A 12,066-nucleotide genomic window follows, 5' to 3' on the forward strand; every position below is an offset into this window, starting at 1 on the left:
GCAGTTCGCTACGCGTAGCAGTTGCTTTTCTCAGCAACACCTTCTTTTTCTCGACATCGTTTTCATAAGTTTTGAGCAGACTTTCGACCGACAGGCTTTTACGCGGTCGTTCGCCAGTGGGCGCGCGGCCCTAACCTGAGCCAGGCCCATGTTGAAGATGCCTTAGATAGGGTAACAAAGTGCGTACCGAACTTTGGCCGGGCACATCCAAGCGGCGGCCACGTGGGCGTAGATGGCTATACCTCGAATAGCCGACCTGTCGTTGGATGGTTGCCATCACTGAAGCCTGCATATCTGGCAAGCGGATTTTCCGGACGTGGCTATAAGATCGCTCTACCGATCGCGGCGACCGTCGCTGCGGAGTTGCTCAAAGTAATGGGGATGACCCAGCACGAAATTTTGGATGCTCTAACTCTGGGCAACGACACCTTTTTCCCTCTGGTGTCGCGTCCACGACTTGACGTCGTAGGCGCGTAAATACGTCCTCAGAGGCAAGCACTCTTCCTCCTGCAGCTCTCCCCGTGCTGCATAACTGACCCGGCCTCGCGCCGGGTTCTTTTTTTCATCCATTGTCCTTTTTGTTACAATAGCACAGACCACGTGCACCGGTTCTGTAGCAAAGTTTTTAGATGGCAGTACATCATCCTTACGAAAATGACAGCCTTTCAAGGAAATCATGCTGAAACCTGTTGGAGAACATTACGCGGACACCAAAAAAGAAATCTATATGCTCGTCAATCCAGGCCCAATGTTTGCGACACATCTCGCCAACTCCATTCGGCAAGTCGGGTCACAACCCTGACATTGGCGACCAGCCTTCAGAATTTCGAAGGGCGCTAAAATGCGAGCCTTCAATGTTGCTTCCAAGCGTTTCTATAATGTGGTCGTTATTCGAATTTTTCTGACTTCGCGGTAGCGTCAGCCGAACAATTCAACGACGCGCTATTTGGCAGGTTTTGAGAGAACTTGATCCGCGATCCAGTCAAACACAAGCTTCGGACCTCGACCCGTGTTGGTTTGGCTCCGTGACATGACATAGCCTGCGTCGCTTGAGACCAAGTCGTCCGTAACGGTCACCAGAGAACCCTTGCTGAGCAGTTCGTCGATCAAGCCAATCCAACCCAAGGCTACGCCATCGCCGGACAAAGCGGCTTGGGTCACCATATCATAGTTGTTAAAGCTTATATAATTCCTCTTTCTTTCACCCACTATGCCTAGACTATCAAACCAGCCTTGCCAGGTTTGCCAAGCAGCGGTTGCAGGTTTTGACAAGCTCAGAAGTTGAACATCCAGTAAGTCCGCAGGTGATCGGATTGGTCTAATCTTCTCTAATAGCTGCGGGCTGCATACCGCCGCTACTACCTCTTCCAACAATAGTATTTCGTCGGCTTTGGTTTGGTCTTTGGGTGCAACATGGATCTGAATGTCGCAATCCGTATCATCCAGGCCGGGTGGCACGGTTGAAGCTAGAATCTGAATCTCAATTTCATCCCCAATCTCTTCTCGCAGATAACCCAAGCGAGGCAGAAGCCAGAACGTCGAGAACGCAAAATCAGCTGAAATCCGGACCCTGGGCTTCGATTTGCGCTCAATCAAAGAGCCAACTGCATAGCCCATTTGCCGCATCGCCGGGCTGACTACGTTAAGTAGCCTGAGGCCTTCATTTGTCAGCGAGACACCTCGGTGTTCGCGTTTGAATAAAGCAACACCCAGATCGGCCTCCAGCCCCTTGATCCGCTGCGAGACCGAGGATTGCGTCAGGCCAAGCGCTTCGCCCGCGCTGGTAAAGTTCCCATGTTGAGCGACCATTTCAAAGGCATATAGCGCCACCAGATTTCGGCTGAGATTGGTATTAATCCTGCTAATGTCATCCATAACCACTCAGGTACTGCAAAAAGGACCGGATATGTATCAAAAAATGTTGAAAAGGGGCTCTTAAGCAGCCTCAAAACACAAGGGAGCCCAAAAAATGAACAGCCCTAGCTGTGATCAATCCGTCCATCCTGCGATCGCCATGCATGCCACTGAAGTTGCTGACGGCACCCTCAGTCGTCGCGAGTTTCTGACACGCGCCACTGCGTTGGGTCTTTCAGCTTCGGCGGCCTATTCGATGATTGGATTGTCGCAACCTGTGCAGGCTGCAGCCGACATTCAGCCAGGTGGGAGCATTCGTATTCAGCAGGTTGTGCGCGCTCAACTTGATCCGCCGCTTTACAACTGGCCACAGCTTGGAAACGTAGTGCGTGGTTTTTTGGAGTACCTTGTTCAATACAACGCGGACGGCACGTTCGAGCCCCGGTTGCTTGAGAGCTGGGAAGTTAACGACGATGCGACGGAATATGTTCTGCGTATTCGGCCAGGCGTGAACTGGAACGATGGCCGTGGCACGCTGACAGCAAAGGATGTCGCGTATAACTTCGGTAGATGGTGTGACGGTAGCTGGGAAGGTAACTCCATGGCCGCGCGCATGGGTTCTTTGCAGAACGAAGCCGGAGATGGCCCGGCGGAGGGTGCTTTGGAGGTGGTCGACGATCTGACGTTGAAACTGAAGCTGACGCGCCCTGACATCACCATTATCCCCGCCGTCACAGAGTACCCGGCAGCAATCGTGCCCGATGGTTGGTCTGGTGATCCCGCGAATGACCCGGTTGGTACAGGGCCATACAAACTGGTTGAATATCTAGTTGGTGAAAAAGTCGTTCTAGAGAAAAACACAGATCACGAATGGTGGGGCGAAGGTGCCTATCTAGATCGGATCGAGTTTATCGATTACGGCACCGATGGCGCAGCGCATTTGGCTGCGGCAGAAGCTGAAGAAATCGACATGACCTATGAAACGGTCGGTGAATTTGTCGATATTTACGAAAGCATCGGTTGGAACCAGAGCGAGTCCGTTTCGGCCAACACCATGGTATTGCGAACAAACCGAGATGCTGAAGTGGACGGACTAAAGCCCTATGAAGACGCGCGCGTACGACGCGCGTTAGCAATGGCTTGTGACAACGCCATTTTGCTAGAACTTGGGTACGCCAACCGCGGGACGCTGGGTGAAAACCACCACGTTTGTCCCATACACCCGGAATACGCAGATGTTGGAGCGCCCGAAAAAGATGTCGAGGGCGCGCGGGCATTGCTCGAAGAACTCAACATGCTCGACTTTGAGCATGAGATTTTTTCCATCGATGATGACTGGCGCCGCAACACAACTGATGCATTGGCCGCCCAGCTGCGTGATGCCGGTTTGAATGTCAAACGCACAGTCTTACCGGGGAATACGTTCTGGAACGATTGGAACAAGTACCCGTTCAGCTCTACGGACTGGGGACATCGCCCGCTGGGTGTGCAGGTGCTGACCCTGGCATACAAATCAGGTGTGGCTTGGAACGAAACCGGCCTCGCAAGCGCGGAATTTGACGCGATGTTGGAAGAGGCGTCAGCCATAGCTGATGCGGAAACGCGCCGTGGCCACATGGAGAAAATCGAGCAGTTCTTGCGGGACGATGGCACGATAATCCAGCCCTACTGGCGCTCGCTCTATCGCCATTCCCGTCCCGGAGTAATCGGCGCAGAGAGCCACCCGATCAACGAGATTCATGTGCATAAGTTGGCACTTGAATCCTAAGTGCTTCAAAAGATGAAGAGTTTCTCCCCGAACTGCATGAAGCTGACGAAGCGCACATCGTGCTTCGTCAGCTTCGTGTCTTTTTCGGGCAATAGCGGGCAATCAGTTCAATATCAGCTGGTTTCTCAGACAAACAGATCAACAAAAGGGAGAAGTTGATTATGGCGATAAAGCCACCTCTTTCGGAACTTCCGATTAAGACCGCAGACAACGGTTTTTATCGGGGGTTCAGCGTCAATGTGACAGTGGTCAGTAAGATCATCATCAGTTTGCTGGTCGTGTGGTGCATCGTGTGGCCGACCCAAGCCGGCAGGATTCTTGGCGACTGGAACGCAGCCATTCTGGCACAGTTCGCCGCATGGTACATTTGGGTTGTAACTGGGTTTGTTATCGTCTGTATCGGTTTGGCTATCTGGCCAGCCGCGGGACGCCTGAACCTGGGCGTCGAAGGTGAAAAGCCGGAATTCTCCAACTTTTCATGGTTTTCGATGATGTTCGGCGCTGGCATCGGCGTTGGGATGTTGACATGGGCCGTTGCAGAGCCGGTGGCTCACTTCAAGAACAACCCATCGGTTATTCAAGGCGTCACCACTGCCCTCGATGCGGACAATGTGCGCACCGCCTACGTTTGGTCCTATCTGCATTGGGGGTTGGGCGCTTGGGCGTGCTATGCGATTGCAGGTCTCGCACTGGCGTTCTTTAGCTACCGCCGTGGATTGCCGCTGACGATCCGATCATCCCTTACACCGTTGTTTGGCAAAGCGCTTTCGGGCAACCTTGGTCACATCATTGATATTGTTGCCGTTGTTGCGACGATTCTTGGTGTGGCGCAGACACTTGGCTTTGGTGTCGAGCAGTTTGTGGCAGGTTTGACGCGAATTGGGATCGGAGGCTTGGCAAACGGGGACGGTTCGGCAACGACGCTGGGCATTATCGTCGCATTGCTCGTTATCATGGGGGCCTCGACCTTGTCGGCTTTGTCCGGTGTAGGCAAAGGCATCAAATGGTTGTCGAACATCAACATGGCGCTGTCGATATTCCTGCTGGGTTTCTTCATCTTGTTCGGCGCTACCTTCTTTGGCGCAAAGGCCTTCTTTGTTGGCATTTGGGACTATCTCGTCGCTCTGCCATGGCTCAGCTTCAACGTCTATGCTTCGGACGGTGTCGAAGGGTCCGAGGCCTTCCTATTGGCGCAATGGCAGGGCTGGTGGCCCGTGTTTTATTGGGCATGGTGGATCGCGTTTGCACCCTTCGTCGGGTTGTTCCTGGCGCGCATCTCCCGCGGCCGATCCATCCGTGAGTTTGTGCTGGGTGCGATGATCGTACCTTCACTGATGTGCTTTGTTTGGTTCGCTTGGGCCGGTGGTACTGCTATCGACTTGGAGCTGAACGGCGGCGCAAACGGCGTTATCCTTGATGCGGCCAATGGCGACAAGATCTTTGCCATGACCACTTATATGCTCGCACCGATCGCAGAGTTCCTTGCCTGGGCGATGGCCGTCGTGATCGTGATCCTGCTGATGACGTTCCTTGTCACCTCAGCGGACTCGGCAGTTCTGATCGTCAACACGATCAACGCAGCCGGTGACGAAGGGCCAAAGGCCCGTCCGCACATCATGTTCTGGGGCGCGGCCCTTGCGCTGGTGGTCGGCGGTTTGCTGATCTCGGGCGGAACCGGAGCCATTCAAACAGCTATGGTGATTGGAGCGCTTCCATTCTCCATAGTCATGGCATTGATGTGCATCGCCCTGATCAAGGCGATCTGGAACGACGGACGCCGCGAAGCCGCCGGTGTCGCATCAACAATTGATCCAGAAACATCAACGATGCCAGCTGAATAGCATTGGCGTATCCAACTGTGACCCCAGGACAGAACTGGGGTCACAAATAGGACAAAAGCCTATAGAGAAATCTACTAAAATGAAGGTATTACGACGGATTTGTCACATTGATATCATCCAAGAAAATCTTGGAAGTTTGGCCGTAACTCTGCACAGTATTTGCATACAGTATTGCACGATTTTCCCGAAAAAATGTACATTCGCCGTTCCGGTGTCCAACTACATCCTTCCGAAAGTCTCTTTGAGTTCTGCAACTTGAGCTACATCCAGCAACCGGGTTGGCAGGCCGCGCAAAGCTACTAGCAGCTTGGCTGTTTCTTCTAACTCTTCTGCTGCACAGACCGCTGAGAAGAGATTCTTTTCCGAGACGACAGGACCGTGGTTGGCCAATAGAACAGCACTATATTTGCCGTCCAGTTCGCGGATCAAATCACCAGACTTCGGGTCGCCCGGCTTGACGTATGAGACCAGTTTGACCGTACCTACGCGCATGACCACATACGGCGTCAGCGACGGAATACAGTCATTAGGATCGGTGTCTTCCAGACACGACAGTGCAGTGGCCCAGGTCGAATGCAGATGCACCACTGCACCAGCGTCTGGCCGCGTCTCATAGAAGGCTTGGTGCAGAAAGACTTCCTTGCTCGGCTTGTCGCCGGAGACATGGTTCCCATCCATATCAATCTTGGCGATACGCTCTGGATCGATATCGCCCAAGGTGGAATTGGTTGGTGTCATGAGGATTCCGTCATCAAGACGCGCGGAGACATTGCCCGCAGTGCCGACGGAAAAGCCACGCGCAAACAGCGAGGCGCACAGTTCCGACATCTGCTGTCGCAGCGCCTGTTCTTCAGAACTCATTTGCCGGCCTCCATCATTCTGAGGGCCTTCGCGAAGAAGTCCGGAGCGCCAAAGTTCCCAGACTTTAAAGCCAGCGCTATGGGTTCAGTTTTTCCAACGCTCAAGGCTGGCACGCCCGGGTCAATTTCTGGCCCAATTGACATGGCCGGTGACCCCAGTGCCTCAGAGACGGCCTTGGCAACAGCTCCCGAGGTCTCCCCTCCTGCCACCACCAATCGCTTGTAGCCCTTCTGAACAAGTTCTCGTGCTGTATCTGCAAAAAGACTGTCCAGCTTTTCCGCCACAGCTTCTTGACCAAATTTGCTTTGGATCGCACGCACATCATCCGGACTTCCCGATGAATATGCGAGCGGCGCTTGACCCGGATACGTTTCAAAGAAATCCAGAAGCGTTTGTGTGGTCACTTCCCCGGACATGACGCCTGGAACATCAATGGCGAAGGTCGGATGGGATTTCGCGTGAACATCGATCTGCCCACGGGTTGCACCTGAGCATGACCCAGCAAGGATCGCGGCGGGCCCAGTGATACCTGTGAACACAATGCCACCTTTTTTGGATGAAGCTCTTCTGACGAAGTTTCTGGGTAGACCCAATGCTATCCCGGATCCCCCTGTAATGAGTTTAGCGTCTTTTAGAGACTCACCCCACGCCAACAGATCTTCGTCCGAAATCGCATCACCGATCACAAAGCGTTCGTTTGCGTTCTGCAACGCATCAGCAATCGCCTCTGGCCCTTTCTTCACGGTATCAACTGGCACCAACCCGACCGCTTCTTGGGTCTGATGCTGCAACCACCGCCTGATGTCCGCATCGGTCATCGGAGTAAGAGGGTGATTTTTCATCCCAGACTCGCTCAAAAGCTTGCCGAGCACAAATAGATGACCGTGATAGACGGTGCGCCCCGTTGTCGGAAAGGCCGGGCAGAAAACCACTTTTTGCGCGCCCAGTTCATTGGCCAACGCTTCCGCCACAGGGCCGATGTTTCCCTCCATCGTGGAATCAAAGGTCGAACAATACTTGAAGATGAACTGCTGGCATCCTTGATCCGCGAGCCAGCGCAGGGCCCGCAGGCTGTCCGCAACAGCTTCTTCGACAGGTGCGGTGCGGCTTTTGAGCGAGATCACCCCCGCTTCAATCTCTTCGTCGGCCGGGGTCGTCGGGATACCTGAAAATTGAGCCGTTCGTAGCCCACCTTCTGGCTCAAAGCCCTTCGCTAAGGTGTTCGCAATATCGCTCGCACCGGTAAAATCGTCCGCTATGACACCGATCTTCATAGTTTGATGTCCTTGGTTGGCCCGGGATCCAGCCTATGGATGTGCGGTGCCGCACCGACGGGAAAAAACTCACGCACAAGTGGATCATGGCCGGGCACGATAAGTCGAGGATGCGAGGCCAACCTCTCGAGCGTCTCGAAACCATCCATCATGTCCTGCAAATCGACGACGATAGGAAAGGCTTTGCGCGCCATGAAATTCTCATAGTAATGCGAGGCATCAGAAGCGAGTACCATCCACCCGGCTGCCGTTCTTACGCGAACGCATTGCAACCCGCGCGAATGCCCTCCGATGCAGTGCACCGTGACCCCATCTGCAATCTCGGCTTCTCCATCGTAGAACACGACTTTGCCTGAATAGAGACGCTGTACGACCTCGCAGACATGGCCAGCCGTGAAAGGCGCACGCAGGTCGTCATGGCACATGCAGGGGCCTGTCGCGAAGGCCATTTCCGCCGATTGCATGTGTAACTTCGCGTTGGGGAACATATGCAGCCCCCCTGCGTGGTCATAATGAAGGTGGGTCACGATGACCTCAGTCACCGCATCCGGCGCAATGCCTAGGGGCCGCAACGCCTCGCGAGGGTCCATCGCGATGGGACGACCACGGGCGGCGGCCTCATCGGAATCGTAGCCAGTATCGACCAGAATGACGTTGTCGCCGCGTTTGAGCACCCAAACGAAATAATCCATCGCATGAGGCGCGTTATGATTATCATCGATGATGAAGCTATCAGCGCGCGTCCGGGCATTTCGATCCGCGTATTTCACGGCGTGGATTTCCCAATCGTTCATCGGATGACCTCGGAATACTGGTGAACCACCTTGGTGGCGATCATATCAGCCACTGCCGTATCGAAGGACTGAAAATGCCCGCTTTCTAGGTGGGCAGCGAACGCCGCGCTGTCATCATAAACCTCATAGAGAAAAACTGTCTCGGGATCGTCGCCGAGGCAAACGTCAAACTGCTGGCATCCGGGTTCTTCACGCAAAGAGGTTGAAGCGTTTTCGATCATCAGCGGCAAAAAGGTGTCTCTCGTACCGGGCTTAAGAGTGAAGGTGACAGTAACCGCAAACATCAGGCAGAAAGTCCTTTCAGACGTGAGAAAGCGCGCTTTGCAACAGGCAGTTGGCTGAGGATCAGACCAATGTTGAGCACCAGCAGAATTGCCGCACCAGGTCGTGAAACGAAAATCGAAAGATCCCCGTCCGATAAGAACAGCGACCGGCGGAAGGTTTCATCGAACAGACTGCCCAGAATTACCCCGATCACCAACGGCGCGATTGGATATTTCATCAGGTTCATGAAATAGGCAACGGCGCCGACGCCGAGCATCAGGTAGAGATCATTGATGCCACCCCCGACGCTGAAAGACCCAATCGTTGTCAGCACCATTACGACGGGCAAGAAGATAGTCTGCGGGATGGCAAGTATTTTGATGAATACCCGAGCGGTAAAAAGCCCCATCAGGAACATTGTCAGGGAGGCCAGCACCAGGATCGCAACCACGCGCAGAATGATCTCGGGATCAATCGTCGGACCCGGAATCACGTTGTTGATCTTGAAGGCCCCCATCAAAGCCGCGGCGGGTGGTGAACCGGGTATACCCAACACCAAAAGCGGGATCAGGGCGCCCCCAATGCAGGCGTTGTTTGCGGTCTCAGAGCAAAGTAGACCTTCCAAAGAGCCTTTTCCAAACTTATCGCCCTCGGCAGATACGGTCTTGCCGACTCCGTAGCTTACCCACCCGGCGACATCTTCGCCTACTCCGGGAAGCGCCCCTACCCCTGTCCCGATCACGCCTGACCGGCCAATGGTGGGCAGGTAGCGTCGGATTGAGCGAAGGTTGGGAAGGATACGACCTTTCAGGGCCAGAACCTTCCCAGCCTCAACGTGCCTCAGCCCGTCGATGATCTGGGGGATGGCAAAAGCCCCCATCAAAACTGGAACAACCTGAAATCCGCTCATCAGATAAGACCAGCCGAAGGTATAGCGCGGCTCAGACAATAATGGGTCAAGCCCGACCATGGACATCGCAAGCCCGATCAGACCAGCGATCCATCCCTTAATCACCAGGTAATCGCTCATCAAAGTGCCAGAAAGCAGAATGCCGAAAAGGGCAAGCAGGGCTTTCTCCGGGCTTGCGATGTTCTTTGAAACCAGAAGCAGCGCCCAGACGAAAATCAACAGCGTGATGGTCCCAATAACTGTGCCAATAAAACTCGCCGTTGTGGTCAGCCCAAGTGCTTCGCCCCCTCGACCCGCTTTAGCCAAAGGGTAACCATCCATGGCCGTCGCCGCGCTGGCTGCCGTGCCAGGTATGTTCAGCAAAATAGACGGGTAAGAACCGCCGTAAATCGCGCCAACATAGGCGCCGAGCAATGCGATGAGTGAATAATCCAGTGGGATTTTGTTGCCAAAGAAGCCCGTCAGGATCGTCACTGCCAGAGTTGCCGTAAGGCCAGGCAATGCGCCGAACGTGATGCCCAGGAACACGGATGCGATCAAATACAGATAGGTCAGCGGGTCCACTGCCAGGCCTACGAAGGCAGCCCCGAACCCAGCAAGTTGCGAAAGGATAAAGTCCATCCTGTCAGTCTTTCCATAACGGACGAAGTGTCACGTAATAGTGGTATTCGATTTGCTTGAAGATCAGCCCGCCGCGCGCCGGCACGTTCTGCCGAAAAACAAAGGCCATGGCGCAAACAAGGATGAGCGGGGCAAGTATTGCCACCAACGGAACGAACCGCAAAACGCGTTCCGAAGCCGCTTTGGTCAACACCAAAAGTGTCAACGCGACCCAAACGACCAATGTAAACCAATCATCACCGTGCGCATTCCAGTCCGCCTGCGCAGGAAACACGGCGAATGCAAACAAGCCGGCGATGACAATTACGATACAGGCCACCAAAGCACGCCGCGCATGACCGCCGTAGAAGCCAAAGGTTAACGCCGTGATCAGCAAGCCCGAGCACAAAATAAAATCCACTCTGGGAACCAGCCCAACGACATAGGCCATAAGGATTAAGCCTATTGTTGATGCTCGGTAGGCTTCGGACTTGTCCCACCCGATCCCTACGGCGCTGAGCGCAGTCCGGGCACCTCCCGACCGGATCGAAATGGTCAACAGTACAAAGGCCAAAATAAGCAACCCGCCAAAGATGAACAGTGGAACAATTGCGGCTGAGTTGTACCAATCCGAACCACTTACGCCTGCGCGGTTTTCACCCCAAAGGGGTATATCTGATGTCTTCCAAAGGAAAAAAACTGACACTGCTATCAGGACAATCGACGCCCAGAAATCGCGCGTCCGCATGACCAGTGTTCCGTCGCTCTTGTCCATATGCCGCCTCCCGTTGGACAGGGTGCCGAGGGGGTAGAGGCACCCTGTCCACAAAGCTCCGGATTCAGATCAGGGTTTTTCGATACCCAACGATGCGGGGTCGACTGTGGTAGCACCCAGATCCTGAAGCGTATAGGCAAACGTGGCTTCCAGAGTGGCGAACAACTCTTGCGCTTCGGCACCATGCTGGCCACCGACGTCGTAGTTGTTTGCCGCAGCCCATTCAGCGACGGTTTCAGAAGCAATCGCCTGCTCAAACGCATCGCTCAGAGCGGATTTCACATCATCCCCGGCCGAATTGTGTACGGCAAAACCAATCGCCTGCTTGAGCGGAAGATACTGATCGAGACCGTCATAGATGCCGAAGGCAGACGGGACCGTCGTTCCAGCAATCTGCGCGTCTTCAGGCGTCAGCATCGCAAGCGGCTTCAATTGCCCACCTTCGATCAACGCAGCCTGTTCCGCCAACGAGGTCACAACCAGCGCAACCTCTCCTGCGATAGCAGCTTCCTGCCCAGGTGCTGACCCTTTGTAGGGTACAAACTTGAACTCGGCACCTGAGCCTTTTTCGATCGCCAGAAGGTTCAGGTGATGAATAGACCCTGCACCCGAGGCGGCAGCCGGAATTGTGCCCGGTGCTGCCTTCGCAGCGTCGACTAGCTCTTCTAGAGTATTATAGGGGCTGTCAGCAGGAACCGAGATCAGATCAGGCGAACCGCCGACAATAAACGGGTACCAAAAATCGAATTTTTTATCCCAACCGCCCTGCACAGCAGCGGTAACGTTCGATTCGGACAAACCTACCAATGTGTAGCCATCATCTGGTTGGTTCATGACATAGACCATACCGTTGGAGCCTGCGACGCCGCCTGTTTGATTGATTACATTAATCGAGACCGGAAGGTGCTTTTCCATCTCGGCCATGATCATCCGGTTGATCGTGTCTGTGCCTCCACCGGCTCCCCAAACCACGGCTGTGGTAATATCCCGGTACGGGTAATCCTGCGCAGAAGCAGCCCCTGTGATCCCAGTCGCAATCACGGCTGCGGCCGCCAACTTCACAAGCTTCGATTTCATTTCCAAGTCCTCCCAAAACAACTTCGCGTTTGTTATTGCATTTATTTG

Annotated in this window: 10 protein-coding genes; 2 read left to right on the forward strand and 8 right to left on the reverse strand. The window is 54.2% G+C overall.

From position 1 onward, the window contains the following. Positions 1 to 942 precede the first annotated feature (942 nt). Positions 943 to 1,875 carry a LysR family transcriptional regulator gene (locus tag ABLN87_RS09485; RefSeq protein ID WP_353009438.1) on the reverse strand — a complete coding sequence of 311 codons (933 nt, stop codon included), beginning with the start codon at positions 1,873 to 1,875 and terminating at the stop codon, positions 943 to 945. Between the two features lie 94 nt (positions 1,876 to 1,969). Here ABLN87_RS09485 and ABLN87_RS09490 point away from each other — a divergent pair, with 94 nt between their 5' ends. Together ABLN87_RS09490 and ABLN87_RS09495 are read left to right on the forward strand one after the other, a co-directional pair. Next, a complete protein-coding gene (locus ABLN87_RS09490; RefSeq protein WP_353009440.1) occupies positions 1,970 to 3,622 on the forward strand; it encodes an ABC transporter substrate-binding protein in 1,653 nt (550 codons plus the stop codon). Between the two features lie 161 nt (positions 3,623 to 3,783). Next, positions 3,784 to 5,463 (forward strand): BCCT family transporter, encoded by a 1,680-nt coding sequence (locus ABLN87_RS09495; protein ID WP_353009442.1) that lies wholly within the window; start codon positions 3,784 to 3,786, stop codon positions 5,461 to 5,463. Positions 5,464 to 5,682: 219 nt separating this feature from the next. On the opposite strand, the gene otnC is transcribed toward ABLN87_RS09495, so the two are convergent. The 7 genes from otnC to ABLN87_RS09530 form a co-directional block, all read right to left on the reverse strand. Beyond that, positions 5,683 to 6,324 carry a 3-oxo-tetronate 4-phosphate decarboxylase gene (gene otnC / locus ABLN87_RS09500; RefSeq protein ID WP_353009444.1) on the reverse strand — a complete coding sequence of 214 codons (642 nt, stop codon included), beginning with the start codon at positions 6,322 to 6,324 and terminating at the stop codon, positions 5,683 to 5,685. Continuing rightward, the gene (gene otnK / locus ABLN87_RS09505) at positions 6,321 to 7,598 is read right to left on the reverse strand and encodes a 3-oxo-tetronate kinase (RefSeq protein ID WP_353009446.1); all 1,278 of its coding nucleotides are present in this window, start codon (positions 7,596 to 7,598) and stop codon (positions 6,321 to 6,323) included. The genes otnC and otnK overlap by 4 nt, the downstream gene beginning before the upstream one ends. Continuing rightward, complete coding sequence (locus tag ABLN87_RS09510) at positions 7,595 to 8,392, reverse strand: N-acyl homoserine lactonase family protein (protein ID WP_353009449.1); 798 nt, start codon at positions 8,390 to 8,392, stop codon at positions 7,595 to 7,597. Before ABLN87_RS09510 ends, otnK begins: the two co-directional genes overlap by 4 nt. Further along, positions 8,389 to 8,676 (reverse strand): putative quinol monooxygenase, encoded by a 288-nt coding sequence (locus tag ABLN87_RS09515; RefSeq protein ID WP_353009451.1) that lies wholly within the window; start codon positions 8,674 to 8,676, stop codon positions 8,389 to 8,391. The genes ABLN87_RS09510 and ABLN87_RS09515 overlap by 4 nt, the downstream gene beginning before the upstream one ends. Beyond that, the gene (locus tag ABLN87_RS09520; RefSeq protein ID WP_353009452.1) at positions 8,676 to 10,187 is read right to left on the reverse strand and encodes a tripartite tricarboxylate transporter permease; all 1,512 of its coding nucleotides are present in this window, start codon (positions 10,185 to 10,187) and stop codon (positions 8,676 to 8,678) included. Before ABLN87_RS09520 ends, ABLN87_RS09515 begins: the two co-directional genes overlap by 1 nt. A 4-nt stretch (positions 10,188 to 10,191) precedes the next feature. Continuing rightward, positions 10,192 to 10,941 (reverse strand): hypothetical protein, encoded by a 750-nt coding sequence (locus tag ABLN87_RS09525; protein WP_353009455.1) that lies wholly within the window; start codon positions 10,939 to 10,941, stop codon positions 10,192 to 10,194. A gap of 69 nt (positions 10,942 to 11,010) precedes the next feature. Continuing rightward, entirely contained in the window at positions 11,011 to 12,018 is a 1,008-nt protein-coding gene (locus ABLN87_RS09530) for a Bug family tripartite tricarboxylate transporter substrate binding protein (protein WP_353009457.1), read from the reverse strand. Positions 12,019 to 12,066: the final 48 nt, after the last annotated feature.

The organism is Ruegeria sp. SCP10 (genome assembly GCF_040329495.1).
Classification (GTDB): domain Bacteria; phylum Pseudomonadota; class Alphaproteobacteria; order Rhodobacterales; family Rhodobacteraceae; genus Ruegeria.

Excerpts from the sequence above, each read along its gene's own strand:
- ABLN87_RS09485 (WP_353009438.1), bottom strand. The coding sequence starts at position 1,875 with ATGGATGACATTAGCAGGATTAATACCAATCTCAGCCGAAATCTGGTG.
- ABLN87_RS09490 (WP_353009440.1), top strand. The coding sequence starts at position 1,970 with ATGAACAGCCCTAGCTGTGATCAATCCGTCCATCCTGCGATCGCCATG.
- ABLN87_RS09495 (WP_353009442.1), top strand. The coding sequence starts at position 3,784 with ATGGCGATAAAGCCACCTCTTTCGGAACTTCCGATTAAGACCGCAGAC.
- otnC (WP_353009444.1), bottom strand. The coding sequence starts at position 6,324 with ATGAGTTCTGAAGAACAGGCGCTGCGACAGCAGATGTCGGAACTGTGC.
- otnK (WP_353009446.1), bottom strand. The coding sequence starts at position 7,598 with ATGAAGATCGGTGTCATAGCGGACGATTTTACCGGTGCGAGCGATATT.
- ABLN87_RS09510 (WP_353009449.1), bottom strand. The coding sequence starts at position 8,392 with ATGAACGATTGGGAAATCCACGCCGTGAAATACGCGGATCGAAATGCC.
- ABLN87_RS09515 (WP_353009451.1), bottom strand. The coding sequence starts at position 8,676 with ATGTTTGCGGTTACTGTCACCTTCACTCTTAAGCCCGGTACGAGAGAC.
- ABLN87_RS09520 (WP_353009452.1), bottom strand. The coding sequence starts at position 10,187 with ATGGACTTTATCCTTTCGCAACTTGCTGGGTTCGGGGCTGCCTTCGTA.
- ABLN87_RS09525 (WP_353009455.1), bottom strand. The coding sequence starts at position 10,941 with ATGGACAAGAGCGACGGAACACTGGTCATGCGGACGCGCGATTTCTGG.
- ABLN87_RS09530 (WP_353009457.1), bottom strand. The coding sequence starts at position 12,018 with ATGAAATCGAAGCTTGTGAAGTTGGCGGCCGCAGCCGTGATTGCGACT.